Source organism: Streptomyces sp. NPDC006368 (assembly GCF_040612535.1).
GTDB lineage: Bacteria > Actinomycetota > Actinomycetes > Streptomycetales > Streptomycetaceae > Streptomyces.
Window position 1 is genome coordinate 318,258 of record NZ_JBEXQK010000001.1, and the last position, 25,191, is coordinate 343,448.

The 25,191-nt window shown below is 72.0% G+C and carries 29 protein-coding genes and 1 riboswitch; of the genes, 16 read left to right on the forward strand and 13 right to left on the reverse strand.

The annotated features are described in order from the left end of the window. Nucleotides 1-27: 27 nt before the first annotated feature. Complete coding sequence (rocD, locus tag ABZZ38_RS01550) at nt 28-1,230, reverse strand: ornithine--oxo-acid transaminase (protein ID WP_356734524.1); 1,203 nt, start codon at nt 1,228-1,230, stop codon at nt 28-30. Nucleotides 1,231-1,336: 106 nt separating this feature from the next. Then, nucleotides 1,337-1,427, forward strand: a riboswitch (ZMP/ZTP riboswitch). A 99-nt stretch (nt 1,428-1,526) separates the two neighbouring features. Between rocD and glyA the strand changes: the two genes are divergently transcribed. From glyA to ABZZ38_RS01565, 3 genes are all read left to right on the forward strand, one after another. Continuing rightward, entirely contained in the window at nt 1,527-2,804 is a 1,278-nt protein-coding gene (gene glyA / locus ABZZ38_RS01555) for a serine hydroxymethyltransferase (protein ID WP_356734526.1), read from the forward strand. Between the two features lie 221 nt (nt 2,805-3,025). Next, entirely contained in the window at nt 3,026-4,036 is a 1,011-nt protein-coding gene (trpS, locus tag ABZZ38_RS01560; protein ID WP_356734528.1) for a tryptophan--tRNA ligase, read from the forward strand. 100 nt (nt 4,037-4,136) lie between these two features. After that, entirely contained in the window at nt 4,137-4,727 is a 591-nt protein-coding gene (locus ABZZ38_RS01565; RefSeq protein ID WP_356734530.1) for a 2'-5' RNA ligase family protein, read from the forward strand. A 235-nt stretch (nt 4,728-4,962) separates the two neighbouring features. Here ABZZ38_RS01565 and ABZZ38_RS01570 read toward each other — a convergent pair whose 3' ends face one another. Both ABZZ38_RS01570 and ABZZ38_RS01575 read right to left on the reverse strand, forming a co-directional pair. Then, nucleotides 4,963-5,718 carry a decaprenylphospho-beta-D-erythro-pentofuranosid-2-ulose 2-reductase gene (locus ABZZ38_RS01570; RefSeq protein ID WP_356734532.1) on the reverse strand — a complete coding sequence of 252 codons (756 nt, stop codon included), beginning with the start codon at nt 5,716-5,718 and terminating at the stop codon, nt 4,963-4,965. 12 nt (nt 5,719-5,730) lie between these two features. Next, the gene (locus ABZZ38_RS01575) at nt 5,731-7,077 is read right to left on the reverse strand and encodes an FAD-binding oxidoreductase (RefSeq protein ID WP_356734534.1); all 1,347 of its coding nucleotides are present in this window, start codon (nt 7,075-7,077) and stop codon (nt 5,731-5,733) included. A gap of 150 nt (nt 7,078-7,227) precedes the next feature. On the opposite strand from ABZZ38_RS01575, the gene ABZZ38_RS01580 reads away from it, so the two are divergent. Genes ABZZ38_RS01580 through ABZZ38_RS01595 form a run of 4 tightly spaced genes read left to right on the forward strand, consistent with a single transcriptional unit; the run spans nt 7,228 to nt 10,006 of the window. Beyond that, nucleotides 7,228-7,734 (forward strand): phosphatase PAP2 family protein, encoded by a 507-nt coding sequence (locus tag ABZZ38_RS01580; protein ID WP_356734536.1) that lies wholly within the window; start codon nt 7,228-7,230, stop codon nt 7,732-7,734. A 56-nt stretch (nt 7,735-7,790) separates the two neighbouring features. Beyond that, on the forward strand, nt 7,791-8,711 hold the full coding sequence (locus tag ABZZ38_RS01585; RefSeq protein WP_356734538.1) for a decaprenyl-phosphate phosphoribosyltransferase: 921 nt from the start codon (nt 7,791-7,793) through the stop codon (nt 8,709-8,711). Next, nucleotides 8,672-9,097 carry a GtrA family protein gene (locus ABZZ38_RS01590; RefSeq protein ID WP_356734540.1) on the forward strand — a complete coding sequence of 142 codons (426 nt, stop codon included), beginning with the start codon at nt 8,672-8,674 and terminating at the stop codon, nt 9,095-9,097. The genes ABZZ38_RS01585 and ABZZ38_RS01590 overlap by 40 nt, the downstream gene beginning before the upstream one ends. A gap of 9 nt (nt 9,098-9,106) precedes the next feature. Next, nucleotides 9,107-10,006 (forward strand): YihY/virulence factor BrkB family protein, encoded by a 900-nt coding sequence (locus ABZZ38_RS01595; RefSeq protein WP_356734542.1) that lies wholly within the window; start codon nt 9,107-9,109, stop codon nt 10,004-10,006. On the opposite strand, the gene ABZZ38_RS01600 is transcribed toward ABZZ38_RS01595, so the two are convergent. Further along, a complete protein-coding gene (locus ABZZ38_RS01600; RefSeq protein ID WP_356734544.1) occupies nt 9,945-11,180 on the reverse strand; it encodes a D-alanyl-D-alanine carboxypeptidase in 1,236 nt (411 codons plus the stop codon). The genes ABZZ38_RS01595 and ABZZ38_RS01600 overlap by 62 nt on opposite strands. Nucleotides 11,181-11,271: 91 nt before the next feature. On the opposite strand from ABZZ38_RS01600, the gene ABZZ38_RS01605 reads away from it, so the two are divergent. Together ABZZ38_RS01605 and ABZZ38_RS01610 are read left to right on the forward strand one after the other, a co-directional pair. Beyond that, nucleotides 11,272-11,520, forward strand: a complete 249-nt coding sequence (locus tag ABZZ38_RS01605; protein WP_356734546.1) for a hypothetical protein — start codon at nt 11,272-11,274, stop codon at nt 11,518-11,520. Between the two features lie 20 nt (nt 11,521-11,540). Further along, nucleotides 11,541-12,896, forward strand: a complete 1,356-nt coding sequence (locus ABZZ38_RS01610; RefSeq protein ID WP_356734645.1) for a metallophosphoesterase — start codon at nt 11,541-11,543, stop codon at nt 12,894-12,896. Nucleotides 12,897-12,905: 9 nt separating this feature from the next. Here the strand turns inward: ABZZ38_RS01610 and ABZZ38_RS01615 are convergent, their stop codons facing one another. The 9 genes from ABZZ38_RS01615 to ABZZ38_RS01655 all read right to left on the reverse strand — a co-directional run bounded on the left by ABZZ38_RS01615 (nt 12,906) and on the right by ABZZ38_RS01655 (nt 20,042). After that, nucleotides 12,906-13,649 carry a TetR family transcriptional regulator gene (locus ABZZ38_RS01615; RefSeq protein ID WP_356734548.1) on the reverse strand — a complete coding sequence of 248 codons (744 nt, stop codon included), beginning with the start codon at nt 13,647-13,649 and terminating at the stop codon, nt 12,906-12,908. Between the two features lie 25 nt (nt 13,650-13,674). Next, nucleotides 13,675-13,869, reverse strand: coding sequence for a ferredoxin (locus ABZZ38_RS01620; protein ID WP_356734647.1), 195 nt, complete (start codon nt 13,867-13,869; stop codon nt 13,675-13,677). Nucleotides 13,870-13,882: 13 nt separating this feature from the next. After that, complete coding sequence (locus ABZZ38_RS01625) at nt 13,883-15,073, reverse strand: cytochrome P450 (protein WP_356734550.1); 1,191 nt, start codon at nt 15,071-15,073, stop codon at nt 13,883-13,885. A 186-nt stretch (nt 15,074-15,259) separates the two neighbouring features. Beyond that, a complete protein-coding gene (locus tag ABZZ38_RS01630; protein ID WP_356734552.1) occupies nt 15,260-15,745 on the reverse strand; it encodes a hypothetical protein in 486 nt (161 codons plus the stop codon). 96 nt (nt 15,746-15,841) lie between these two features. Continuing rightward, entirely contained in the window at nt 15,842-16,600 is a 759-nt protein-coding gene (locus ABZZ38_RS01635; RefSeq protein WP_356734554.1) for a succinate dehydrogenase iron-sulfur subunit, read from the reverse strand. Next, nucleotides 16,600-18,354 (reverse strand): succinate dehydrogenase flavoprotein subunit, encoded by a 1,755-nt coding sequence (gene sdhA / locus ABZZ38_RS01640; protein ID WP_356734556.1) that lies wholly within the window; start codon nt 18,352-18,354, stop codon nt 16,600-16,602. The genes ABZZ38_RS01635 and sdhA overlap by 1 nt, the downstream gene beginning before the upstream one ends. A 20-nt stretch (nt 18,355-18,374) precedes the next feature. Further along, nucleotides 18,375-18,863 carry a succinate dehydrogenase hydrophobic membrane anchor subunit gene (locus ABZZ38_RS01645; RefSeq protein ID WP_356734558.1) on the reverse strand — a complete coding sequence of 163 codons (489 nt, stop codon included), beginning with the start codon at nt 18,861-18,863 and terminating at the stop codon, nt 18,375-18,377. A gap of 8 nt (nt 18,864-18,871) precedes the next feature. Beyond that, on the reverse strand, nt 18,872-19,252 hold the full coding sequence (gene sdhC, locus ABZZ38_RS01650; RefSeq protein WP_356734560.1) for a succinate dehydrogenase, cytochrome b556 subunit: 381 nt from the start codon (nt 19,250-19,252) through the stop codon (nt 18,872-18,874). A gap of 163 nt (nt 19,253-19,415) precedes the next feature. Beyond that, nucleotides 19,416-20,042 (reverse strand): 2-oxo-4-hydroxy-4-carboxy-5-ureidoimidazoline decarboxylase, encoded by a 627-nt coding sequence (locus tag ABZZ38_RS01655; protein ID WP_356734562.1) that lies wholly within the window; start codon nt 20,040-20,042, stop codon nt 19,416-19,418. A gap of 202 nt (nt 20,043-20,244) precedes the next feature. On the opposite strand from ABZZ38_RS01655, the gene ABZZ38_RS01660 reads away from it, so the two are divergent. From ABZZ38_RS01660 to ABZZ38_RS01690, 7 genes are all read left to right on the forward strand, one after another. Then, on the forward strand, nt 20,245-21,816 hold the full coding sequence (locus ABZZ38_RS01660; RefSeq protein ID WP_356734649.1) for a glycoside hydrolase family 20 protein: 1,572 nt from the start codon (nt 20,245-20,247) through the stop codon (nt 21,814-21,816). A gap of 309 nt (nt 21,817-22,125) precedes the next feature. Beyond that, entirely contained in the window at nt 22,126-22,395 is a 270-nt protein-coding gene (locus tag ABZZ38_RS01665; protein WP_356734564.1) for a DUF4328 domain-containing protein, read from the forward strand. After that, the gene (locus ABZZ38_RS01670; RefSeq protein WP_356734659.1) at nt 22,320-22,544 is read left to right on the forward strand and encodes a hypothetical protein; all 225 of its coding nucleotides are present in this window, start codon (nt 22,320-22,322) and stop codon (nt 22,542-22,544) included. Before ABZZ38_RS01665 ends, ABZZ38_RS01670 begins: the two co-directional genes overlap by 76 nt. 136 nt (nt 22,545-22,680) lie before the next feature. Beyond that, entirely contained in the window at nt 22,681-23,235 is a 555-nt protein-coding gene (locus tag ABZZ38_RS01675; protein WP_356734566.1) for a hypothetical protein, read from the forward strand. A gap of 128 nt (nt 23,236-23,363) precedes the next feature. Continuing rightward, a complete protein-coding gene (locus ABZZ38_RS01680) occupies nt 23,364-24,188 on the forward strand; it encodes a helix-turn-helix transcriptional regulator (protein ID WP_356734568.1) in 825 nt (274 codons plus the stop codon). Then, entirely contained in the window at nt 24,185-24,430 is a 246-nt protein-coding gene (locus tag ABZZ38_RS01685) for a DUF397 domain-containing protein (protein ID WP_356734570.1), read from the forward strand. Before ABZZ38_RS01680 ends, ABZZ38_RS01685 begins: the two co-directional genes overlap by 4 nt. Beyond that, nucleotides 24,427-25,080, forward strand: a complete 654-nt coding sequence (locus tag ABZZ38_RS01690) for a hypothetical protein (protein ID WP_356734572.1) — start codon at nt 24,427-24,429, stop codon at nt 25,078-25,080. Before ABZZ38_RS01685 ends, ABZZ38_RS01690 begins: the two co-directional genes overlap by 4 nt. Nucleotides 25,081-25,191: the final 111 nt, after the last annotated feature.

Sequence of the window (25,191 nt, forward strand, 5' to 3'; positions counted from 1 at the left end):
CCCGCCCTCCCGCGCACCCGCGGGCGGTCACCGCAGCACCTGGCGCAGCTGCTCCAGGCCCCAGTCCAGGTCCTCCTTGCTGATCACCAGGGGTGGGGCGATCCGGATGGTCGAGCCGTGCGTGTCCTTCACCAGGACGCCGCGTTCCATCAGCTTCTCCGAGATCTCCCGGCCGGTGCCGAGGGCCGGGACGATGTCGACGCCCGCCCACAGGCCCCGCCCCCGGACCTCCTCCACGGCGCCGCCGCCCACCATGAGCCCCAGCTCGTGGTGGAGGTGGTCGCCCAGCTCGGCCGCCCGCTGCTGGTACTCGCCGTCGCGCAGCATCGCGATCACCTCCAGCGCCACGGCGCAGGCGAGGGGGTTCCCGCCGAACGTCGAGCCGTGCTCGCCCGGCCGGTGGACGCCGAGCACCGCCGTACTCGACACGACGGCCGACACCGGAACCACACCGCCGCCCAGCGCCTTGCCCAGCACGTACATGTCGGGCACGACACCCTCGTGCTCGCACGCGAACGTGCGTCCGGTGCGCCCCAGACCCGACTGGATCTCGTCCGCGATGAACAGCACGCCCCGCTCACGGGTCAGCTCCCGGACACCGGCGAGATAGCCGGGCGGCGGCACGAGCACCCCCGCCTCGCCCTGGATCGGCTCCAGCAGCACGGCCACCGTGTGGTCCGTCATCGCCTCCTCGACGGCGGCCGGGTCGCCGTACGGGACGATCCTGAAGCCCGGCGTGTACGGGCCGTAGTCCGCCCGGGCCTCCGGGTCGGTCGAGAAGCTGACGATCGTGGTCGTCCGGCCGTGGAAGTTGCCCGCCGCCACGATGATCTCGGCCGCGCCGTCCGGGACGCCCTTGACGCGATAGCCCCACTTGCGGGCGGTCTTCACGGCGGTCTCCACCGCCTCCGCCCCCGTGTTCATCGGAAGCACCATCTCCATGCCGCACAGCTCCGCCAACCGCTCGCAGAAGTCCGCGAACCGGTCGTGGTGGAAGGCGCGGGAGGTCAGCGTCACCCGCTCCAGCTGGGCCTTGGCGGCCTCGATCAGCCGGCGGTTGCCGTGCCCGAAGTTGAGCGCCGAGTACCCGGCGAGCATGTCCAGGTAGCGGCGCCCCTCGACATCGGTCATCCACGCGCCCTCCGCCGAGGAGACGACGACGGGCAAGGGGTGGTAGTTGTGCGCGCTGCGCGCCTCGGCGGATGCGATCGCGTCTTGCGTTCTCGACACGGGATCTCCGTTCGTCCTGCGGCCGGGGCCGGGGGTGGACCCTTCTCTATCGTCGCTCGGGATGCGGACGGGGAAACCTCCGACGGGCCCGCCCGTTAAGGTGGTCCGTACGCGCGGCGACTGGCGCACGGGGAGACAACCCCGGGGAAGCCGTGCGCGGCAGACCGCACGAGGTGCCGCCCGCCTGGGCACTTCGCACACACACCGTGTGGGTGCCGCCCTCCCCCCGCCCTGCGGCGGGGACGCCCGGCAGCACCTCGGACGAGACGACCGCTGCCGGCCCCCCGGAGGACGCCATGACCACCCCGCCCCTTCCCGCGCACCACCCCGCTCTCAGCGCCGCCGACCCCGAACTCGCCGCGCTCGTCGGGGCCGAGGAGCGCCTGCAGGCCGACACCCTGCGCCTGATCCCCAGCGAGAACTACGTCTCGCACGCCGTCCTGGAAGCCTCCGGCACCGTCCTGCAGAACAAGTACAGCGAGGGTTACGCCGGCCGCCGCTACTACGAGGGCCAGCAGAACATCGACCGGGTCGAGCTGCTCGCCGTGGGCCGGGCCAAGGCGCTCTTCGGCGTCGACCACGCCAACGTCCAGCCCTACTCCGGCTCCCCGGCCAACCTCGCCGTCCACCTCGCCTTCGCCGAACCCGGTGACACCGTGATGGGCATGGCCCTCCCGATGGGCGGCCACCTCACCCACGGCTGGGGCGTCTCGGCGACCGGGAAGTGGTTCCGCGGCGTGCAGTACGGCGTACGGCGCGACACCGGGCTGATCGACTTCGACCAGGTGCGTGACCTCGCCCTCACCGAGCGCCCCAGGATCATTTTCTGCGGCGGTACCGCCCTGCCCCGCACCATCGACTTCGCCGCCTTCGCGGAGGTCGCCCGCGAGGCCGGCGCCGTGCTCGTCGCCGACGTCGCCCACATCGCCGGCCTGATCGCGGGCGGCGCCCACCCGTCGCCCACCCCGTACGCCGACGTGATCTCCACGACCACCCACAAGACGCTGCGCGGACCGCGCGGCGCGATGCTGATGTGCCGCGAGGAGCACGCCAAGGCCATCGACAAGGCGGTCTTCCCCGGCCTCCAGGGAGGCCCCCACAACCAGACCACCGCCGCCATCGCCGTGGCCCTCCACGAGGCCGCCCAGCCGTCCTTCCGCGACTACGCCCACGCGGTCGTCGCCAACGCCGGGGCCCTGGCGGCCGAGCTGCTCGCCCGTGGCTTCGACCTGGTCTCCGGCGGCACCGACAATCACCTGATCCTCATCGACCTCACCCGCAAGGACGTGCCGGGCAAGGTCGCCGCGAAGGCGCTCGACCGGGCCGGGATCGTGGTCAACCACAACACCGTCCCCTACGACCCGAGGAAGCCCTTCGACCCCTCGGGCATCCGCATCGGCACCCCGTCGCTCACCTCCCGCGGCCTCGGTACGCGGCACATGCCGCTCGTCGCCGAGTGGATCGACCGGGGCGTCACCGCGGCCCGCACCGGCGACGAGGACACCCTGGCCAAGATCCGCGCGGAGGTCGCCGACCTGATGGCCGCCCACCCCGCGCCGGGTCTCCCGGTCTAGCCCCTCCGGCCGCACGCGCGCCCCCGCACGGTCGGCGCGGGTCCGGGTCCCCGGAGCGCGCCGACCGGGCGCCGGAGCGCGCGGTGTTCCGGGGCCCACCCCGTCGACCCCCTCACACCGCATCCGTTCCCGAGCTGTCGGCGGCACCTGAGAGAATGAGGGACATGGCCTCCGATCGCGCGCCCGCCGCCCACCACGACCCTCAGGGGAATGGCTCGTCCATGCAGCGTCGTCCTCGTGTGCTCTCCGGAATCCAGCCCACCGCGGGCTCGTTCCACCTCGGCAACTACCTCGGCGCGGTCCGCCAGTGGGTCGCCCTCCAGGAGAGCCACGACGCCTTCTACATGGTCGTCGACCTGCACGCGATCACCGTCCCGCAGGACCCCGCCGAGCTGCGCGCCAACACCCGGCTCGCCGCCGCCCAGCTGCTCGCCGCCGGTCTCGACCCCGAGCGCTGCACCCTCTTCGTCCAGAGCCACGTCCCCGAGCACGCGCAGCTCGGCTGGGTGATGAACTGCCTCACCGGCTTCGGGGAGGCCGGCCGGATGACGCAGTTCAAGGACAAGGCCGCCAAGCAGGGCGCCGACCGCGCCACCGTCGGCCTCTTCACCTACCCGATCCTTCAGGTGGCGGACATCCTCCTCTACCAGGCCCATCAGGTCCCGGTCGGTGAGGACCAGCGCCAGCACATCGAGCTGACGCGCGACCTGGCCGAGCGGTTCAACACCCGCTTCGGTGAGACGTTCACGGTCCCCGCTCCGTACATCCTCAAAGAGACGGCGAAGATCTACGACCTCCAGGACCCGTCGATCAAGATGAGCAAGTCGGCGTCCACGCCGAAGGGACTGATCAACCTGCTCGACGAGCCGAAGACCACCGCGAAGAAGGTCAAGAGCGCGGTGACCGACACCGACACCGTGATCCGCTTCGACCCGGCGGACAAGCCGGGCGTCAGCAACCTGCTGACCATCATGTCCACCCTCACGGGCACCTCCGTCACCGACCTGGAGCGGTCGTACGAGGGCAAGATGTACGGCGCCCTGAAGACCGACCTCGCCGAGGTCATGGTGGAATTCGTCACTCCGTTCAGGGCCCGCACGCAGGAATATCTGGACGACCCGGAGACGCTGGACTCGATCCTGGCCAAGGGCGCGGAGAAGGCGCGGGCGGTCGCCGGCGAGACACTCGCGCGAACCTACGAGAAGGTGGGCTTCCTGCCCGCCAAGCACTGAGCACCGTACGGACCGGACGGCCGGGTCCGAAGACCCTGGCCATGCGGTGGGTACAGCCGCCACACTGGCGCTGCACCGGACGACTGATGAGGAGAACGACGTGGGGACCGTAACGCTCGGCGTTTCGATCGCGGTCCCGGAGCCCTACGGCAGCCTGCTCCAGGAGCGGCGCGCCGGCTTCGGGGATCCCGCCGCGCACGGCATCCCCACGCACGTCACCCTGCTCCCGCCGACCGAGGTCGAGACGGCGCGGCTGCCCGCCGTCCGGGCCCATCTCGCCGCCGTCGCCGCGGCCGGGCGCGCCTTCACGATGCGGCTGAGCGGCACGGGCACGTTCCGCCCGCTGTCACCCGTCGTGTACGTCCGGGTCGTCGAGGGCGCGTCGGCATGCTCCTGGCTCCAGCAGCAGGTGCGGGACCCGTCGGGGCCGCTCGTGCGGGAGCTGGCCTTCCCGTACCACCCGCACGTCACGGTGGCGCACGGCATCGCCGAGGAGGCGATGGACCGGGCGTTCGAGGAGCTGGCCCGCTTCGAGGCGCAGTGGACCGTGGGCTCCTTCGCCCTCTACGAGCAGGGCGCGGACGGCGTGTGGCGCAAGCTGTCCGAGTACGAGTTCGGCGTCGGCCGGGCGGCGAAGGGCGTGCCCGCGCAGGGCTCACCCGTCGACGAACCGGCCACCTCCCGCGGCTGAGCCACGGCCCACCGGGGACACGGCGGCCGGGCGGCCCCCCCCGCGCCTGTCTTTCGGATCCTGCCGGGCTCGCGTGCCCCGGCACCCGCGCCTCGCGGCGTTGTCGTCGGTCGCCGATGTCCCCCGTAGCCCTTCGGGCACAAGGGTGCCCCCACCGCGGTGACTCCCTCCTCCGCCTCGCGATCCACGGCACCGGACCCCGCTCCCTGATCCGGCCCGATCCAGAAGACGGGCCCTAGACCGGCAGCCGGCGGAACAGCGGGCGCGGCAGGTGCCGCAGCACCGACATGACGGGACGCAGGGCGCCCGGCACCCAGACGGTCTCCGTGCGGCGCCGCAGCCCCTGCTCGATCGCGTGCGCCACGGCCTCCGGGGTCGTGGCGAGCGGCGCCTCGGGGAGGCCCGCCGTCATCCTCGTCCGTACGAAGCCGGGCCGGACGACCATGACGTGCACGCCCGTCCCGTGCAGGGCGTCCCCCAGGCCCTGGGCGAAGGCGTCCAGCCCGGCCTTGCTGGAGCCGTAGACGAAGTTGGCGCGGCGGGCGCGTTCGGCGGCGACGGACGACAGGACGACGAGCGAGCCGTGTCCCTGCGCCCGCAGCGCGTTCCCGCAGGTCAGCCCGGCTGAGACGGCGCCGGTGTAGTTCGTCTGGGCGACCCGGACGGCCGCGGAGGGCGTGGCCTCGTCGTGGGCCTGGTCGCCCAGCACGCCGAAGGCCAGCAGCACCATGTCGATGTCGCCCTCCGCGAACAGCTTGCCCAGCGTCTCCTCGTGCGCGGCGGTGTCGAGCGCGTCGAACGGCACGGTGCCGGCCTGTGCCCCGAGGTCCCGCAGGGACGCGGCGGCGGCCTCCAGGGCGGGGGAGGGGCGGCCGGCCAGGTGGACGGTACGGGTGCGGCGGGCGACCAGGCGCCGCGCGGTGGCCAGGGCGATCTCGGACGTACCGCCGAGGACGAGGAGGGACTGGGGGATGCCGAAGGCGTCCTTCATGGGGGCGTACTCCTAGAGCGCGAGGCGGCGGGCGAGGTCCGAGGTGAAGACGGAGCGCGGGTCCAGCTCGGCCCGCAGGGCGAGGAACGCGGGCAGCCGGGGGTACATGGCGCGCAGGGTGTCCGGACGCAGCCGGGAGTCCTTGGCGAGGTACACCCGGCCGCCCGCCCCCGCCACCTCCTCGTCGAGCGCGTCGAGGAACGCGCCCAGGCCGGGCAGCCCGGCGGGGATGTCGAGCGCCAGCGTCCAGCCCGGCATGGGGAAGGACAGCCAGCCGGGGTCGGCCTCGCCGAACCGTTTGAGGACGGCGAGGAAGGACGGGCAGCCCCGGCGGGAGATCCGGCGCACGATGCGGCGCAGGGCGTCCTCCTGCCCGTACGGGACGACGAACTGGTACTGGACGAACCCGGCGCGACCGTAGACGCGGTTCCAGTGGGGGACGCCGTCGAGGGGGTGGAAGAAGGTGGAGATCTTCTGCAGCTGTCCCGTGCGGGGCCGGCGGGGGGCCTTGCGGTACCAGAGCTCGTTGAACGCGCGGACGGTGGAGCGGTTGAGCAGCCCCTCGGGGACGAGACGGGGCGCCGGGGGGAGCTGCCCGGTGCGGAAGGCGAGCGGGTCGCGTCGCGGCCCTGCCGGGAGGGCGTCGTACGGGGCGTGGTCGCCGCGGGTCATGACGGCGCGGCCGGTCGCGGCGCCGCGCGCGAGCAGGTCGATCCAGGCGACGGAGTAGCGGTGGCGGTGGTCGGTGGCGGTCAGCCGCGCCATGAGGTCGTCGAGGTCGGTGGCCCGCTCGGTGTCGACGGACATCAGGGACGTCTCAACGGGCAGCAGGCCGATGGTCGCCGCGAGGACCACGCCGGTGAGGCCCATGCCGCCGGCCGTGGCGTCGAAGAGGTCGTCGCCGGGCCGGACGGTACGGATGCCGCCGTCGGCGGTGAGCAGGTCCAGGGCGTGCACGTGGCGGGTGAAGGACCCGGAGACGTGGTGATTCTTGCCGTGGATGTCGGCGCCGACGGCCCCGCCGACGGTGACGTAGCGGGTGCCGGGGGTGACCGGGACGAACCAGCCGAGCGGGAGGAGGACCTCCATCAGGCGGTGCAGGCTCACGCCCGCGTCGCAGACGACGACCCCCGCCTCCGCGTCGATGCGGCGGACCCGGTCGAGGGAGGTCATGTCGAGGACGGCGCCACCGGCGTTCTGCGCGGCGTCGCCGTACGCCCGGCCGAGGCCGCGGGCGATGCCGCCGCGCGCTCCGCAGCCGCGGACGGCGGCGGCGGCCTCGTCGTAACTGCGGGGGCGTACGACGCGGGCGACGGTGGGGGCGGTACGGCCCCAGCCGGTCAGGGGCTCGATGGGCATGGGGTCGACGGTAACCACGCAAAGGTCCGGTTGATGGGGTTTTCTGGCTGACTCGCCGAAATGGGTGATTAAACGAGTGTCAGGAAAGATTGCCGTGCGACGGGACGCGCGTCGGGTGAGAGTCGCCTCTGGTGCAGAAAGGGGTGGCAGATGCGATACGTCGACCACCGCCTGCTGGCCGCCGCGCGCGACTGCGGGCGCCGTGGGCCGGGAGTGGCGGCGGCCGCGCGGGCGTTGTCGTTCAGCGGTGAGCACGGTGCGCTGTGGCTCGCGGCCGGCCTCGCGGGCGCGGTGTCCGACCCCGCCCGGCGCGCGGCGTGGCTGCGGACCACGGCGCTGATCGGTGCGGCGCACCTCGCGAGCATGGGCGTGAAGCGGGTGGTGCGGCGCCCCCGGCCGGACGGCTCGGCGTCGGCGTACCCCGTGGGGCGGCACTCCTTCCCCAGCTCCCACGCCACCTCGGCGACCGCCGCGGCGGTGCTCTTCGGCGCGCTGCGCCCTCCGGCGCGCCACCTGGCCGCGCCGGTCGCCGCCGCGATGTGCCTCTCCCGTCTGGTGCTGGGCGTCCACTACCCCACGGACATCGCGGCCGGCGCCCTCCTCGGCGCGGCCACGGCCACGGCGGGCACGCGCTGGGCGGTGCGAGGCGATGCGTGAGGACCATCCGGGCGGCGCGCCCGGGACGACGCCGCGCGCGGGGCGGGGGGCGTGCCGTGGGTGAGCGTTCCGTGCTCGTGGTGGAGGTGCTGCCGCGGGGGTTCGGGCTCGGTGTGCTGCGGGCCGCGCGACCGCGGCAGTGGGTCAAGAACGTGCTCGTCGTCGCCGCCCCCGCCGCCGCCGGGGAGCTCGTGTCCCTGCACACCGCCCTCCGGCTCGGCGTCGTCTTCCTGCTGTTCACCGCCGCCGCGTCGGCGGTGTACCTGGTCAACGACGCCCTCGACGTCGAAGCGGACCGCGCGCACCCCGTCAAGTGCCGCCGTCCGGTGGCCGCCGGCGAGGTGCCCGTGTCCGTGGCGTACGGCGCCGGCGGCGTTCTCGCGCTCGCGGCCGTGGTCGGCGGGGCCGCGCTGTGCAACGCCATGACCGCCGCGCTCCTCGCCGCGTACCTCGCCATGCAGTTCGCGTACTGCCTGCGCCTCAAGCACGTCCTCGTCGTCGACCTCGCCGTCGTCACGACGGGTTTCCTGATGCGCGCCATGATCGGCGGTGTCGCCCTCTCCATTCCGCTCTCGCGCTGGTTCCTCATCACCACCGGCTTCGGCGCCCTGTTCATGGTCTCCGCGAAGCGGTATTCGGAGGCGGTGCAGATGGCGGGGCGGAAGGGCGAGACGCGCGTCCTGCTCACCGAGTACACGACCGGGTACCTGCGTTTCGTGTGGCAGCTCGCCGCCGGTGTGGCCGTGCTCGGCTACTGCCTGTGGGCGCTGGAGAGCGGCTCCGCCCCCAACGGCTCGTCCCTCCCCTGGCGCCAGCTCTCCATGGTCGCGTTCATCCTCGCCGTCCTGCGCTACGCCGTCTTCGCCGACCGGGGCACCGCCGGTGCCCCCGAGGACGTCGTCCTGCGCGACCGGCCGCTCGCCGTCATCGGAGTCGTATGGACGGCGATGTACGGGATGGCGGTCGCCGACCTGTGAGCGGGCGCGGACGCGAGCTCGCCGGCTTCCTCGCCGTCGGGAGCGTCGCGTACGGAGCCGACCTCGCCCTCTTCCTCGCCCTCCGGGGCGCCGTCGACCCGCTTCCCGCCAAGGCCCTCGCGTTCCTCGCCGGCTGCACCGTCGCCTACCTCGGCAACGCCCTGGCGACCTATCGCCGCAGGGCGGTGACGCTGCGCGAGTACGCCGCCTTCTTCGGCGTCAATCTGGCGGGCGCCGCCGTGCAGATGGCCTGCCTCGGCGTGTCGCACTACGGGCTGGGGCTGACGTCCGCCCGCGCGGACACCGTCTCCGGTCTCGGCGTCGGCATGGTCCTCGCGACCTGTCTGCGCTTCTGGGGGACGAGCACCCTGGTCTTCCGGGGGTAGGCGCAGCCCATGGACTGGCTGACGAAGCTGCCCCTCATCGGCCCCTGGGCCGCCCGCCTCATGCGCACGCACGTGTGGCGCTCGTACGAGACCCTCGACCGCGTCCACTGGACCCGTCTCGCCGCCGCGATCACGTTCCTGAGCTTCCTCGCGCTCTTCCCGCTGATCACCCTCACCGCCGCCGTCGGCGCCGCGCTCCTGAGCGACGGGCAGCTGCGCACCATCGAGAACAGGCTCGCCGAGCAGGTCCCCGGCATCTCCGACCAGCTCGACATCACCGGTCTCGTCGCCAACGCCGGTACGGTCGGCGTCGTCGCCGGAGCGCTGCTGCTCCTCACCGGGGTCGGGTGGGTCGGCTCCATGCGGGAGTGCCTGCGCGCCGTCTGGGAGTGCGACGACGGCGACGACGGCAACCCCTTCGTACGCAAGGGCAAGGACGCCGTCGTCCTCGCCGGCCTCGGTGTGACCGGCCTCGTCTCGCTCGCCGCCTCCGCCTTCGGCTCCACCGCCATCGACTGGGCGGCCGGACGGCTCGGCATCCCCGGCGACGGCGCCGGTGGCGTCCTCCTCCAGGCCGGCGCCCTCGTGGCCGCCGTCCTCGCCGACTTCGTGATCCTGCTGTACGTCCTCACCCTGCTGCCCGGTGTGCACCCGCACCGCCGCCACCTCGTCGTCGCCGGGCTGATCGGCGCGGTCGGCTTCGAGGCGCTGAAGCTGCTGCTCGGCGGCTATATGAGCGGGGTGGCGTCGAAGTCGATGTACGGGGCGTTCGGCGTGCCGGTCGCCCTGATGCTGTGGATCAACCTCACCGCCAGGCTGCTGCTCTTCTGCGCCGCGTGGACGGCGACTAGGCGGCGGGAGGCTGACGTCGGCGACGTCCCAGTTCCGGCAGCGGCCAGCGCCGGTTGACCAGGTAGCCCGCACCCACCAGCAGCAGCAGCACCCCGCCGGCCACCGCCAGCGCGGTCCCGGCGCCGCCACCGGCGTGCGACGCGGCGACCGGCGCCTTGGTCGCCTCGCCGTTGCCCGTCTCGATCTGCTTCGTCGTGTCGCCCCCCGTGCGCGCGGACCTCGGCGGCACCAGCTCACCGACCGGCTTCACCTTCCCCGCCGCCGCGAAGCCCCAGTCCAGCAGCCGCGCCGCCTCCTTGTAGACGGCGTGGCCCTCCTTCGACGACGGGTTCATGACCGTCACCAGCAGCACCTTGCCGTTCCGCTCGGCGACGCCGGTGAAGGTGGAACCGGCGTGCGTCGTGCTGCCGTTCTTCACGCCCGCGATGCCCTGGTACGGCGTGATGCCCAGGGCCCCCGTCAGCAGCCGGTTGGTGTTCTGGATCTCGAACGACTCGCGCTTCTTGCCGCCGGGCTTCAGCTCGCCGGGGAACGTCGCCCGGGGTGTCGAGCAGTACTCCCGGAAGTCCTTGTTCTGCATGCCGCTGCGCGCGATGAGCGTGAGGTCGTACGCGGACGACACCTGGCCCTGGGCGTCGTAGCCGTCCGGTGAGACGACGTGGGTGTCGAGCGCCTGGAGCTCGGCGGCGCGGTCGTTCATGTCCTTGACGGTCTTCTCGATGCCGCCGTTCAGGTGGGACAGGACGTGCACGGCGTCGTTGCCGGAGCGAAGGAACACACCCAGCCACAGGTCGTGGACGGTGTACGTCTGCTTCTCCTTGACCCCCACCAGGCTGGAGCCCGGGCCGACCTTCGCCAGCTCCTGGGGGACCACGAGGTGCGACCGCGTCCGGGGCAGCTTCGGCAGGAGCGTGTCCGCGAAGAGCATCTTGAGGGTGGACGCGGGGGGCAGCCGCCAGTGCGCGTTGTGCGACGCCAGCACGTCGCCGCTCTCCGCGTCCGCGACGATCCAGGAGCGGCCCGTCACCTCCTTGGGCAGCACCGGTACTCCGGCCGCCAGATTCACCTGGGTGCCCGGCCTGCCGAGCGCCTTCCCGCCGACGGTCGACATGAGGGCCGGCGGCTTCGGCTGCTTGTCCTCCCTGGAGTCCGCCGACGCGGGCGTGGTGGACAGGAGGGGCAGCAATGCGACGGCAGCGACCGTCAATGCGGTCTTTTTCAGTGCAGACACGATCGAGAACGTACAGGGACTGTCCGAGGATGGAGACATCCACACCCGACCCGGCGCGTGACGTGCCACCGGCGGCGGTGATACTGGCTGCATGAAGCTCAGCCGCTCCGCCTCCTGGTTCTTGCTCGCCTTCGGGGTGTGGAGCTGGGTCATCTGGATCACTTTCGTCAAGAATCTGTGGAACGACGCGAGCGGTCTCGCCTTCGACGACGCGGGTGACCCGACGGCGTACTTCTGGGTTCATCTGCTGCTCGCGGTGGTGTCCTTTGTTCTGGGGACGGTGGTGGGCGTCATCGGGTTGCGTGGTGTACGCGCGCTGCGCGGCTCGCGCCGTCCGTAAGGGGTTGGGTCGTGGGGTCCGTGGTGCTCGTCCTGCTGGTGCTCGTCGCCGTCATCGGCCTGCTGGGTGGTGTGCACTGGTACGTGTGGCGGCGCCTGGTGCGCGATGTGACGCTGCCCGGGAGCGTGGCCCGGCGAGCGGGCACGGTCATCCTGATCGTCCTGCCACTGCTGTCGCTCGGCGCGCTGACGGCCGGCCGCTCGGGGGCGCCCTTCTGGCTCCAGCGGGTGCTGGCCTGGCCGGGCTTCCTGTGGCTGGCCCTGCTGCTGTACGTCGTGCTGGCCCTGGTGGCGGGCGAGGCGGTACGGCCCGTGCTGCGCCGCCTGGCGGCACGGCGGGCGGCGGCGGGGGAGCCGGCCGGGACCGCCGGGGTGCCTGATACGACGAGGGACCCCGTCCCGGCCGCGGTCGCCGGGGTGCCCGAACCGGCCGGGGCACGCCCCGCCGGGGCCGCACCCGCCGCGGTGACCGCCCTCCCGACGGAGCCCGACCCCACGGCACCCGGAAACGACCACACGGCACCCGGCGCCCCCGCCCCGTCCGGCGGCGACGTCTCGCGGCGGCTCTTCGTCTCCCGCGTCGTCGGCGGCACCGCGGCCGCCGTCGCGCTCGGGACCGTCGGGTACGGGACGTACGGCGTGCTGAGCGGCCCCCGCGTCAAGCGGGTCACCGTGCCGCTGGCCAAGCTGGCGCGCGGCGCGCACGGGTACCGGATCGCCGTGGTGAGCGACATCCACCTCGGACCCATCCTCGGGCGCGGTCACACCCAGCGGATCGTCGACACGATCAACGCCACCCAGCCCGATCTCATCGCAGTCGTCGGCGACCTGGTCGACGGCAGCGTCGAGAACCTCGGCCCGGCCGCCGAGCCGCTCGCCCGGCTCCGCGCCCGCGACGGCGCGTACTTCGTCACCGGCAACCACGAGTACTTCTCCGGCGCCGAGGAGTGGGTCGACCACGTCCGTGAGCTGGGCCTCCACCCGCTGCGCAACCAGCGCGTCGAGATCGCCGGGTTCGACCTCGCCGGGGTCAACGACGTCGCCGGCACCGCGCACGACGACGGCCCCGACTTCGCCCGTGCCCTCGGCGACCGCGACCGCGGCCGGGCCGCCGTCCTGCTCGCGCACCAGCCGGTCGTCATCCACGACGCCGTACGCCACGGGGTCGACCTCCAGCTGTCCGGCCACACCCACGGCGGCCAGCTCTGGCCCGGCAACCTCATCGCGGACCTCGCCAACCCGACCCTCGCGGGCCTGGAGCGGTACGGCGACACCCAGTTGTACGTGTCACGCGGCGCCGGCGCCTGGGGACCCCCGGTCCGGGTCGGCGCCCCCTCGGACATCACGGTCGTCGAGCTCGCCTCGAAGAACGCCTAGCCCGCGGAGCTACACCCGCGTCGCCCGGGTCGCCGCCGCGCCCGGCAGGAACTCCTCCAGCACTTCGTGCACCTGGCGCACCAAGGGGCGCAGCAGCCGGAAGCGGGAGAGCGCGATGGCGCGGGCCACGAGGGGCGCGGTGCGCTCGACCAGGCGGCGGCTGCGCTCGGTGCCCTCCGTCCGGTCGTACACCCAGAACAGCACGAGCCCCATCTGCATCAGCCACATCAGGTGCGGGAGCTGGTCGGACAGTTCGGGCGCGGCCCTGGTGTCCGAGCCGTGGAGCACCCGCTCCTGGATGGAGATCGCGGCCTCGCGCGCGGCTGCCGATTCGGGTGAGAAGGGACTGAGCGGGCTCTCGGGGTCCGCGGCGTTCTTGAAGAACTGCGTGGCGAACCGGTGGTACGGCTCCGCCACGTCCAGCCACGTCATGAGGGCGCCCCGGACGCGGACGGCGAGGTCCCTGTCGCCGGCCAGGACCGGCTGGACCGCCGCCTCGTGCTCGGCGGCCAGCCGGTCGTAGAAGCCCTGGACCAGGTGCTCCTTGGACGAGTAGTAGTAGTACGCGTTGCCGACGGAGACGCCCGCCTCCTGGGCGATGGCCCGCATCGTCGTCCTGTCGTAACCGCGCTCCTGGAACAGGCGGAGCGCGGTTTCGAGGATGAGGGCGCGGGTGTGCTCGCTCCTGGAGGTCCTGGCGGCTCTGGAGGTCCTCGCGGTCTTGGGCCCGGGGTCGGCCGTCTCGTCCTTCACGGTGCCCGAGCCTAACCGGGGCCTTCTAGTCCTCCGCCACGGAGATGGCGCTCACCGGGCAGGAGCGTGCCGCTTCCCGTAGCAGCGGGTCACCGCCCCCGTCCTCCCGCCCCGGAAGCACCTCGCTGAAGCCGTCGTCGTCCTGGGTGAAGACACCGGGTGCGGTCAGCGCGCACTGTCCGGCGCCGATACAGGCATCCCTGTTGATCGTGATTCGCATACCGGACATCAACTCACCAGGCCACGGGGAGTTCCAGCATCCCCTGGATCGTGTCGCCCGGCTTGAAGGGGATCTCCTCGGGCGGTGCCGCCAGCCGCAGCCCCGGCAGCCGGTCGAAGAGCGTGCGCAGGGCGATCTCCATCTCCGCCCGGGCCAGGTTCTGCCCCAGGCACTGGTGGATGCCGAAGCCGAACGCGACATGGTGGCGGGCCGACCGGTGCCAGTCGAGCGTGTCGGGGTCGGCGTAGGCGGCCGTGTCCCGGTTGATGATGGAGGTCGAGAAGACGACCCCGTCACCCGCCCGGATCACCGTCCCGGCGATGTCGATGTCCTCTTTCGCCAGCCGGAGCATTCCGTCGGCGATCGACAGGAACCGCAGCAGCTCCTCGACGGCGGCGGGCATCAGCGCCGGGTCGGCCTTCAGCTCCGCGAGCTGCTCCGGGTGCTGGAGCAGCGTGAACGTTCCCAGCGAGATCATGTTCGCCGTGGTCTCGTGACCGGCGACGAGCAGGATCGTGGCCAGCTCGATGAGCTCCTGCTTGTCGATGTGGCCGTGGGCGAGCTGCTGGGCGATCAGGTCGTCGAGTACGCCGTCCCCGGGCTTGTCGCGTTTGGACTCGATCAGATCGCCGAGGTAGCCCTCCAGCCGGTCGCGGGCGTCCTCGGTGTCCCGGGCCGTCGGGCCGCGCAGGAGCCGGCGCGACTGGAGCTCGAAGAAGTCGTGGTCGGCGTACGGCACCCCGAGCAGATCGCAGATCACGACGGACGGCACGGGCAGCGCGAACGCCGACACCAGCTCGGCCGGCGACCCCCGCTCGACCATCGCGTCGAGCAGCTGGTCCACGGTCCGCTGGATGCGCGGGCGCAGGTCGGCCGTGCGCTTGAGCGAGAAGCTCGGGATCAGCATCCGCCGCTGGACGTTGTGCTCGGGGTCGTCCCAGCCGAGCAGGGCGGCCCGGCGGCGGTTGCGTACGGCGGCGAACCGCTCCGTGGGGAGCGGGAACGCCTCATGGGTGGTGTCCGTGGACAGCCGCTGGTCGGACAGGAGCCGGCGCGCGGCGCCGTGCCCGGTGACGATCCACACCGAGCGGCCGTCGTACAGCGTGACCCGGGACAGTGGCCGCTTGTCGCGCAAGGGGTCGTAGGCGGTGGGCGGGTGGTAGGGGCAGGTACGGTCCTGGGGGAACGCGACGGTTTCCGTCATGGTGGCCTCACAGGCGACGAATCGGCGACGCAGCGGCCGTAATCGGTCGTGCCGAGCTCCACTACATGCCCGTCACACGCATCCGGTCTACGCGCAGTTCGGCCAAACCACCGGAAGGGACGTACCGGACGGGACGCACCCGGATCGGTCGTACCCGAAAGAGGGGGTCCGGGAGGGCTGGTACGCCTACACGCTCAGCGAACGGGCGTAGTTGATCTGCCCCATCACCATGTGGAACGTGTCCGGGCCGGTGGCCGGAATCATCGTCGAGTGGTGGCGTCCGCCGCTGGTGACGGTGACCTGGATGAAGCCCGTCGTGGTCTTCTCCTTCATCAGCAGGAAGAGCAGTCCCAGGAAGCAGAACACGAAGAAGACGACCGCCAGCACGATCGCGTGGGTGGGCATCTTCTCCTCCGTGCGCGACATGTCGGTGGCGTTCCACACCGCGCCCTTGAGCGGCATCGTGCCGGCGGGCGTGACGATGGAGTCCGGCAGCACGGTGATGTCACCGATGGCCACGAGCGGCGTCCCGGCGCCGCCCGTCGGGACCGGCGGGTAGTGCTGCGGGTAGCCGTGGCCCGGGGCGCCGCCCGGGTATCCGTACCCCGCTCCCGGAGGCTGTGCCGGGCCCCACGTGTACTCCCCGTCCGCGTACGGATTCGGCTCGCTCATCTTCCCCGTCCTCAGGTTCGCGTGTGAAGGGGCGAAGGCCCGCTCCTGTACGGGTGAGCGTACAGAAGCGGGCCTTCTGAGAAAGCGTCAGGCGTATCAGTAGCGGCGCGTGATGAGCGCGCGCTTCACTTCCTGGATCGCCTTGGTGATCTCGATACCGCGCGGGCAGGCATCCGTGCAGTTGAACGTGGTGCGGCAGCGCCACACACCGTCCTTGTCGTTGAGGATCTCCAGCCGCTGCTCCCCGGCCTCGTCGCGCGAGTCGAAGATGAAGCGGTGCGCGTTGACGATCGCGGCCGGGCCGAAGTACTGGCCGTCGTTCCAGAAGACCGGGCAGGACGACGTGCACGCGGCGCACAGGATGCACTTGGTGGTGTCGTCGAACCGCTCGCGGTCCTCGGCGGACTGCAGCCGCTCACGCGTGGGCTCGTTGCCCTTGGTGATCAGGAAGGGCATCACATCGCGGTAGGCCTGGAAGAACGGCTCCATGTCCACGACCAGGTCCTTGAGGACCGTCAGGCCCTTTATGGCCTCGATCGTGATCGGCTTCTCCGGGTTGATGTCCTTGATCAGCGTCTTGCAGGCGAGCCTGTTCTTGCCGTTGATCCGCATCGCGTCGGAGCCGCAGATGCCGTGCGCGCACGAGCGCCGGAAGGTGAGCGAGCCGTCGACGTCCCACTTGATCTTGTGGAGACCGTCGAGCACGCGCTCCTTCGGGTCGATCTCGATCTGGAAGTCCTGCCAGGTCGCCTCGTCCGAGATCTCCGGGTTGAACCGGCGGATCCGGAAGGTGACCGTGATGTACGGCGAGTCGGCGAAGCCCGCCTCGGCCTTTTCCAGTACGGGGGTAGCCATCAGTACTTACGCTCCATCGGCTGGTAGCGGGTCTGGACGACCGGCTTGTAGTCGAGGCGGACGGTCTCGGTGCCGTCGTCGCCGACCTCGCGGTACGCCATGGTGTGGCGCATGAAGTTGACGTCGTCGCGGTTCGGGTAGTCCTCGCGGTAGTGACCGCCGCGCGACTCCTTGCGGGCCAGGGCGGAGACGGCCATGACCTCGGCCAGGTCGAGCAGGTTGCCCAGCTCGATGGCCTCCAGCAGGTCCGTGTTGTAGCGCTTGCCCTTGTCCTGGATGGCCACGTTCCGGTACCGCTCGCGCAGCTCCGCGATCTTCTCGACCGCGGTCTTGATCGTCTGCTCGGTGCGGAACACCATCACGTTGGCGTCCATCGTCTCCTGCAGCTCGCGGCGCAGCTCGGCCACCCGCTCGGTGCCGGTGGAGTTGCGCAGCCGCTCGACCTGCGCCCGGACGAAGGAGGCCGGGTCGTCCGGCAGCTCGACGTAGTCGGCCGTGGCCGAGTACTCGGCGGCGGCGATACCGGCCCGCTTGCCGAAGACGTTGATGTCGAGCAGCGAGTTGGTGCCCAGGCGGTTGGCGCCGTGCACCGACACGCAGGCGACCTCACCGGCGGCGTACAGACCCGGCACGACGGTGGTGTTGTCCGCGAGGACCTCACCCATGACGTTGGTCGGGATGCCGCCCATGGCGTAGTGCGCGGTGGGCTGGATCGGGATCGGGTCCGTGTAGGGCTCGATGCCCAGGTACGTCCGCGCGAACTCGGTGATGTCCGGGAGCTTCGCGTCCAGCTGCTCCGGCGGCAGGTGGGTGAGGTCGAGGTAGACGTGGTCGCCCTCGGGGCCGCAGCCGCGGCCCTCGCGGATCTCTGTGTAGATGGAGCGCGAGACGACGTCACGCGACGCCAGGTCCTTCATGACGGGCGCGTACTTCTCCATGAAGCGCTCGCCGTCCTTGTTGCGGAGGATGCCGCCCTCACCACGGGCGCCCTCCGTCAGCAGGATGCCCATGCGCCAGATGCCCGTCGGGTGGAACTGGAAGAACTCCATGTCCTCCAGCGGCAGACCGCGCCGGTAGCAGGCGGCCTGGCCGTCACCGGTCAGGGTGTGCGCGTTGGAGGTCACCTTGAAGAACTTGCCGGTGCCGCCGGACGCGTAGATCACGGCCTTCGCCTGGAAGACGTGGATCTCGCCGGTGGCCAGCTCGTAGGCGACCACACCGGCGGACGTGCGCACGCCGTCGATCTCGGTGATCAGCTGGTCCAGGACGTAGAACTCGTTGAAGAACTCCACGCCCTCCTTGACGCAGTTCTGGTACAGCGTCTGGAGGATCATGTGACCGGTGCGGTCCGCGGCGTAGCAGGACCGGCGGACCGGGGCCTCGCCGTGGTTGCGGGAGTGACCGCCGAAGCGGCGCTGGTCGATGGTGCCGTCCGGGGTCCGGTTGAACGGCAGGCCCATCTTCTCCAGGTCGAGGACGGCGTCGATGGCCTCCTTCGCCAGGATCTCGGCGGCGTCCTGGTCGACCAGGTAGTCACCGCCCTTGACCGTGTCGAAGGTGTGCCACTCCCAGTTGTCCTCCTCCACGTTCGCCAGCGCGGCGGCCATGCCGCCCTGCGCGGCGCCCGTGTGGGAGCGGGTCGGGTACAGCTTCGTCAGCACGGCGGTACGGCTGCGCTTGGTCGCCTCGATGGCGGCGCGCATGCCGGCGCCGCCGGCGCCGACGATGACGGTGTCGTACTTGTGGATCTTCATTGGTCTCGTCAGCCCCGGCTTTAGCGGATGTTCGGGTCGAAGGTGAAGATCACCAGCGTGCCCAGAAGGATGGTGAACACCGTGGCGGTGTACAGCAGGCCCTTGAGCCACAGGCGCGTGTTCGGGCGCTCGGCGTAGTCGTTGATGACGGTACGCAGGCCGTTGGCGCCGTGCAGCATCGCCAGCCACAGCATCAGCAGGTCCCAGACCTGCCAGAACGGGGACGCCCAGCGGCCCGCCACGAAGGCGAAGCCGATCTTGGAGACGCCGCCGTCCAGCACGAGCTGGATCAGCAGGTGGCCGATGACGAGGACGACGAGGACGACACCGGACAGGCGCATGAAGAGCCATGCGGCCATCTCGAAGTTGCCGCGGGCCGACTTCGGGGTCTTCTTGGTCCGCTTGCGGGGCGGCTCGATCAGCGGGGCGGGGTTGTCCGCGTCGAAACGGCGCAGAGGCTCGCCGCCCTCGACGGGACCGACCGCGGAAGTGGTGGTGTCAGTGGACATCTCTGGCGTCAGCTCCCGAACACTTCACGTACGGCATGGCCGAGGACGGGGTAGATGGCGCCCGCCATCAGCACGACCCAGAGGGCCATGACGGTCCAGAGCATGTGCTTCTGGTAGCGGGTGCCCTGGGACCAGAAGTCCACGGCGATCACACGCAGGCCGTTGAGCGCGTGGAAGAGGATGGCCGCGACGAGGCCGTACTCCAGCAGCGCGACGAGAGGCGTCTTGTAGGTGGCGACGACCTCGTCGTAGGCCTCGGGAGAGACGCGGACGAGAGCGGTGTCCAGTACGTGTACGAACAGGAAGAAGAAGATGAGGACGCCGGTGACTCGATGAGCCACCCACGACCACATGCCTTCCCGGCCGCGGTACAGCGTTCCAGCCGGCACGGAAAAACCCTCCGGGAGCGGGATTGGAGCCGGCCGCCAGCGTCTAGAAAAGAACAGCTCTGTCGGTCTGGCCCGGCCGGGTACGGTCCACCGGCCCTGGTCATCGTAGCGACGACTTGTCGCTTCGCTCGCGCGGGGTCCGCCAGTGTGATCAAACAGGCAATCAAACGAGCACGGACGGGCTATCGGGCCACCCGCAATTGGCCACAAGCCGGGACAATCGCGCACGAGCCAGTCGACGCAGTTCGTCGGCGGCGACCGCCCGCTCCTCATCCGGCTCGTTGCCCAGGCGGCAGCGGATCCCGGCCAGCACCTGGTCCACGTGCTCATCCTGCCGGTAGCCGTCGAGACAGATCACGAAGGCGTGGCCGAAGCGGCTCAGATACGCCGTGTGGGCGGCGTCCAGCGCCATGTGCGCCGCGCCGGGCGTGCCGGGCGGCAGGACGGGGGCGGTCTCGTCCGCCAGCGCCTCGTCCAGGTCGGCGGCGGACAGGTCGTACCCGGCCTCGTCGGCGGCGGCGAGGAGGGCGTCCAGCGTGGGGTACGGGCGGTGGGCGGCGACCCGGCGGGCCCAGCGGCGGCTGCCGCAGCAGGCGAGCAGGGCGGCTTCGGCGGCGCGCGGCGTGGCGGCGTTGAAGCGGGCGAGGCCCGCGGAAGCCCGGACGGCACCGCCGGTGGGGGAGCCCGGGGCGGCCACGGCGGCCCCCGCTCCCGCGCGCGGCCCGCCCGGCGGGCCGAGGGGTATCGCGGCCGGGCGCTTCGGGGTGCCTGCGGTGGTGTCGCCGGCCATCGTGGCTCCTCGAAAAGGGCAGCGGAAAGGTGTGATGGATGCGGGGGAAGGGGCACAACGTTACACACGGTGAGCGTGAGTTGTCCCTGGGATGCGAGAACTTCACCCGGAAGGGAGAGTTTCCGTACCGGTGCTGGACGAATGGGACGGAGGTGGACGCGTGATACGGCACTCCACAGGGACAGGGGCCCTGGCCGCGGTGATGGTGTTCTCCCTCGCCGTCGCGGGCTGCGCGGGCGGCGACGGGGGTGACGCCGCCACGACCGGCGCGACCCGGGCGCAGCCGACCACCACCCCGGCGCAGCCCCGGTCGCCGTCGCCCACCCCCACGCGGAGTCACCCGCTCTCCTCCGACCCGCGCACCATCCCCTCCGTACGCGATCACGAAGCGGCCCGCGGCCCCGGCTGGAAACCCCGCACCGGAAGCGCCGTCGTCCTGGCCGACGGCAGCGGCGCCCTCGCCGACGAGGCCCGGCTCCTCGCCCGGGAGCTGAAGACCGGCTACCGCGGCGAGAGCGCCGCCCGCGCCGGCGACATCGAGCTGGCGCTGCGCAGCGCGCAGAGCGGCGGCGCGGAGTCGTACACCCTCACCACCCGCGACGGCCGGGTACGGATCTCCGGACCCGACGAGGCGGGCGTCTTCTACGGCACCCGCACCCTCAAGCAGGCGCTGCGCTCGGGCGGCACCGTCCCCGAAGGCGTCATCCGCGACCGGCCCGCCAAGCCCCAGCGCGGGCTCATGGTCGACATCGCCCGCAAGCACTTCAGCGCCGCGTGGATCGAGGCGCGGCTGCGGGAGATGGCCGACCTCAAGCTGAACCAGCTCGGGCTGCACTTCTCGGACGACCAGGCGTTCCGGATCGAGTCCTCCTCGCACCCCGAGGTGGTCGCCGCCGAGCACCTCACCAAGGCCGAGGTGCGGCGCATCGTCGGCCTCGCCAGGAGCCTGCACATCCAGGTCGTCCCCGAGATCGACTCACCCGGGCACCTCGGCGCGGTGATCGCCGCCCACCCCTCGCTCCAGCTGCGCGGCGCGCAGGGCACGGCGCCGCGCGGCGCGGTCGACATCGCGAACCCGGAGGCCGCGAAGATCGTCGACGACCTGCTGCGCGAGTACGCGGGGCTGTTCCCCGGCGCGTACTGGCACCTGGGCGCCGACGAGTACGTGGCGCTGACGGCGCGGAACCCGGAGGCGTCCTACCCGGGGCTGGCCGCGGAGGCCCGCCGCAAGTACGGCGCCGACGCGCGCGTGCAGGACCTCGCGACCGGCTGGCTGAACGACCGGGCGGCCGTGGTCCGTCCGGCCGGCAAGCGGATGCGGGCGTGGAACGACGGCTTCTTCCCCGGCGGCGCGGTGACGCCCGCCCAGGACATCGACGTGGCGTACTGGACGGGCAAGGAGATCGGCGCCCGGCCGCCCGTCGAGTACCTGGCCGAGGGCCGCAGGCTGATCAACTACAACGACGAGTACCTCTACTACGTACTCGGCGAGCCGAACCAGTTCACCTACCCGACCGGCCGCCGCATCTACGAGGACTGGACGCCGCTCGTCATCCGCGGCACCGGCCCCGTCCCGGAGCGGTACGCGGACCAGATCCTCGGCGCCAGCTTCGCGATCTGGTGCGACCTGGCCGGGGCCCAGACGCCGGAGCAGGTCGCGGCGGGCATCCGCATGCCGCTGCACGCGCTGTCCCAGAAGCTGTGGCATCCGGCCGCCACACCGCCCCTGACCTGGGGGGCCTTCACCGATCTGGCGAACCGGCTGCGCCGCTGACCCCTCTAGGTACGGTGCGCGGGCGGCCGGCTCCGGCCGCGCGCCTACCGGGGGGCGTGGCCGTTCTCCGCTCGCCCACAGACCCGGGCCGGGCCGTCGCCGCCCTGCTCGGCGTGGTCATCGCCATCGACGGGTACGCGCTCTTCGCCGACATCCGTCTGTACCGGCTGATGAGCGACCGGGCGGCGGCCGGACCGGACGGCGGCGCCGGGGACATGGGCGCCATGTGCCGATGGACGCGGCGGGCGTGCTCCAGCGCTGCTGTCCTTCCTGGTCACCGCCGTCGTCTTCGTCATCTGGTTCCACCGGGTGCGGGTGAACGCCGGTGTCTTCGCGCCGGACCTCTTCGGCAGCGGCCCCGGCTGGGCGATCGGCGTCCGGCTCGTCCCCGTCGCCAACGCCGTCCTGCCCCGCCTGCTCGCCCACCGGACCCGGCACGCGAGCAGGCGCGACCCGTACAGCCGCCCCGGGAAGGGCGAGCGACCCACCCCTGTGAAGGGGTGGTGGCTGCTGTGGCCGGCGGTCTCGGCGGTCGCGTGGCCGGTGCGGCGTACGAGGCCGGGGAGCCCGAGGCCATGATGGCCGCCTGCCGGGCGAGGGTCGTCGCTGACCTCCTGGACGCGGTGGCCGCCCTGGCGGCCCTGCTCTTCGTCCGGCGCCTCACGGCGATGCGGAGCGCCAAGACCCTGCACGGATCCGCCGTGGCCCACACCGCGGCTCTCTTGTGATGAAAGTGTGGGGGTTGTGTGGACGTGTCGCCGAAGCGATCTTTCCAGCCACCTGAAGTGACGGAATCTCGCCATGTGGCGCAGTAAGGCCGTAGGCCCAGTACGGGAACCACCGCGTCCGTGACGGGAGACGTCCATGAGTCAGAGCCTGGCGGAACTGATCACGCAGGCCGATGAGCGGGGGCTGGCGGCATCCGCGCTGGCCTGCCTCGACCGCTGCCTGCCCCTCCTCGACCCCGCACCGGCCGACGAGGCCCTGCGCTCCCTGTGGGCCGGAGCCGCGCGCGGCGAGGACGGCTGGGCCGGGCGGCTCGCCGAGGCCAAGGCCGCCGTCGCGGAGGGCGGCGACCCGGCGGACGACGCCGGGGCGCTCGTACGGCGGATGCTCGACGACGCGCCGTCCGCGTGGGCCCCGGGTCCCCTGAGGGAGTGGGCGGACGCCTGCTCCCTCACGGCACTCGCCCTGCACCAGGGCCTGGAGCCCGCGTCCGCCGGGCCGCCGGAGGCGTACCGCACGGGCGACACGGCCGGCGCCGGGCCGCTGGTGACCGGCGAACTGCGCCGCCAGATCCGCGTCCTGGAGGTCCTGGCGTCCGGCGGCGCGGGCGGACTGCGACTCGCCCGGGACATCTCCGCCGAGGGGCAGCGCGTCCTGCGGGCCGTCGTCTCGCGCCGCGCCCGCAGCGCGTAGCGCTGCCCGTACCCGACCCGTACAGACCGTGACTGTACGAGTGCGGACGGTGGACGGTGCGGGCGGTCGCCTGTGAGCATGGGTGACTCGACACGGGGTGGACCACGAACGACCCGGGAGTCACCGGCATGACAGAAGGCATCACCGAGCCCGAACGGTCCGAGAGCCTGAAGACCTTCGGCGCCGTGCTCCAGGCGTTCCGCGAGAACGCGCGGCACACGCAGGAGTCGCTGGCACCGGAGTTGGGGTACTCGGTCCACTACCTCGCTTCCGTGGAGCAGGGCAGGCGTTTCCCGACGCGGGAGTTCGTCGAGCGCGTGGAGGAGACGCTGGACACCTTCGGCGCGCTGCGGAAGGCGTCACGGCACCTGACCCGCAAGCCGGGGCTGGCGGTGTGGTTCCAGAAGTGGGCGCTGCTGGAGGCGTCGGCGATCACCCTGGACACGTACGAACCACGGGTGGTGCCGGGGCTGTTGCAGACGGAGGCGTACGCGCGGGTGCTCTTCCGGGGCCAGTTGCCGCCGCTGAGCGACGAACAGGTGGACGCGCAGCTGGTGGCGCGGCTGGAGCGGCAGCAGTTGCTGCGGGACCGGCCGAACACGGCGTACAGCTTCATCCTCGAAGAGCACCTGTTCCACCACCGGGTGGGCGGGGCGGAGGTGACGCGGGAGCTGATCGATCACGTGCTGGGTGTGATGGCGCTGCGGAACGTGGTGGTGCAGGTGCTGCCGCTGGGCCGGGGGCATCATGCCGGCGTGGACGGGTCGATCCAATTGGCGGAGACACCTCAGAACGAGTGGCTCGGCTACTGCGAGGGGCAGGAGCACGGCCAGTTGGTGACCGATCCCAAAACGATCAGCGTGCTTCAGATGCGCTATGGGAAACTGCGGGCGCAGGCCCTCACCCCAGAGGACTCCAAGGGTCTGCTGTCGCGACTGCGAGGAGCGCTATGAGCACCCACGAACTGGCCTGGTTCAAGAGCAGCTACAGCGGAGGCTCGGGCGACAGCTGCGTCGAAGTCGCCCTCTCCTGGCACAAGTCGAGCTACAGCGGAGGCTCCGGTGACGACTGCGTCGAGGTCGCCACCTGCCCCTCCACCGTCCACATCCGCGACTCCAAGGTGCCGTCCGGGCCCCAGCTCGCGCTGTCGCCCACCGCCTGGTCCTCCTTCGTGCGGTACACGGTGGCCCGTTGAGCCCCGTTACCGCCGATGACGTCCAGCACGCCGTCCGCCTCGCGGTGGCCACCCTCCGCGCGGCGGGCGCCGGCGCCGACTGGGACGCCAGGGCCGGGTCCCTGGAGTGGACCTGCTGGGAGACCGTCGAGCACCTGGCCGACGACCTCTTCGCGTACGCCGCCCAGCTCGGCCCCGAACGGCCGCCCCTCGACGGCGAGGTCCCGTTCGTGTGGGAGGCGCGGCGGCCGGGCGGGCCGGCGAACGTCACGTACGCCGACCGGAGCGCCGGGGCCGCCGGGCTGCTCCAGGTCCTGGAAGCGTGCGGGGCCATGCTGACCGCGCTGGTGCGCGTCACCCCGCCCGACGTACGGGCCCACCATGTGTACGGCGTGTCCGATCCCGAGGGGTTCGCCGCGATGGGCGTCGTCGAGACCCTCGTCCACACCCATGACGTCGCCGGGGGGCTGGGCCTGACGTGGGCCCCGCCCGCCGGACTCTGCGACCGCGCCTTGAGGCGCCTGTTCCCGGACGCCCCCACGGACACCGACCGTTGGACAACCCTCCTGTGGGCCACCGGGCGGGGTGAGCTGCCCGGCCGCGAGCGGCTCACCTCATGGCGCTGGCACGGGGCTCCCGGGACCTGTCCCGCCGATCGCGCGTCTCGCTGACTCGCGGTGAGAACGCGGGAGAAGGGTGCCTCGGGCGTGCCGCTGCGCGGTCGCGGGCGGAGTGGATCCTTCAGGCGCTGATATATCTTCGCCGTTCGGACCGGGCTCGGC

Excerpts from the sequence above, each read along its gene's own strand:
- ABZZ38_RS01655 (WP_356734562.1), bottom strand. The coding sequence starts at position 20,042 with ATGGCCGGCGACACCACCGCAGGCACCCCGAAGCGCCCGGCCGCGATA.
- ABZZ38_RS01620 (WP_356734647.1), bottom strand. The coding sequence starts at position 13,869 with ATGCGAATCACGATCAACAGGGATGCCTGTATCGGCGCCGGACAGTGC.
- ABZZ38_RS01635 (WP_356734554.1), bottom strand. The coding sequence starts at position 16,600 with ATGGCTACCCCCGTACTGGAAAAGGCCGAGGCGGGCTTCGCCGACTCG.
- ABZZ38_RS01685 (WP_356734570.1), top strand. The coding sequence starts at position 24,185 with ATGAGCACCCACGAACTGGCCTGGTTCAAGAGCAGCTACAGCGGAGGC.
- glyA (WP_356734526.1), top strand. The coding sequence starts at position 1,527 with ATGACCACCCCGCCCCTTCCCGCGCACCACCCCGCTCTCAGCGCCGCC.
- ABZZ38_RS01605 (WP_356734546.1), top strand. The coding sequence starts at position 11,272 with ATGAAGCTCAGCCGCTCCGCCTCCTGGTTCTTGCTCGCCTTCGGGGTG.
- ABZZ38_RS01660 (WP_356734649.1), top strand. The coding sequence starts at position 20,245 with ATGGTGTTCTCCCTCGCCGTCGCGGGCTGCGCGGGCGGCGACGGGGGT.
- ABZZ38_RS01630 (WP_356734552.1), bottom strand. The coding sequence starts at position 15,745 with ATGAGCGAGCCGAATCCGTACGCGGACGGGGAGTACACGTGGGGCCCG.
- ABZZ38_RS01570 (WP_356734532.1), bottom strand. The coding sequence starts at position 5,718 with ATGAAGGACGCCTTCGGCATCCCCCAGTCCCTCCTCGTCCTCGGCGGT.
- ABZZ38_RS01590 (WP_356734540.1), top strand. The coding sequence starts at position 8,672 with ATGGACGGCGATGTACGGGATGGCGGTCGCCGACCTGTGAGCGGGCGC.
- ABZZ38_RS01625 (WP_356734550.1), bottom strand. The coding sequence starts at position 15,073 with ATGACGGAAACCGTCGCGTTCCCCCAGGACCGTACCTGCCCCTACCAC.
- ABZZ38_RS01675 (WP_356734566.1), top strand. The coding sequence starts at position 22,681 with ATGAGTCAGAGCCTGGCGGAACTGATCACGCAGGCCGATGAGCGGGGG.
- ABZZ38_RS01645 (WP_356734558.1), bottom strand. The coding sequence starts at position 18,863 with ATGTCCACTGACACCACCACTTCCGCGGTCGGTCCCGTCGAGGGCGGC.
- ABZZ38_RS01575 (WP_356734534.1), bottom strand. The coding sequence starts at position 7,077 with ATGCCCATCGAGCCCCTGACCGGCTGGGGCCGTACCGCCCCCACCGTC.
- ABZZ38_RS01595 (WP_356734542.1), top strand. The coding sequence starts at position 9,107 with ATGGACTGGCTGACGAAGCTGCCCCTCATCGGCCCCTGGGCCGCCCGC.
- trpS (WP_356734528.1), top strand. The coding sequence starts at position 3,026 with ATGCAGCGTCGTCCTCGTGTGCTCTCCGGAATCCAGCCCACCGCGGGC.
- sdhA (WP_356734556.1), bottom strand. The coding sequence starts at position 18,354 with ATGAAGATCCACAAGTACGACACCGTCATCGTCGGCGCCGGCGGCGCC.
- ABZZ38_RS01680 (WP_356734568.1), top strand. The coding sequence starts at position 23,364 with ATGACAGAAGGCATCACCGAGCCCGAACGGTCCGAGAGCCTGAAGACC.
- ABZZ38_RS01580 (WP_356734536.1), top strand. The coding sequence starts at position 7,228 with ATGCGATACGTCGACCACCGCCTGCTGGCCGCCGCGCGCGACTGCGGG.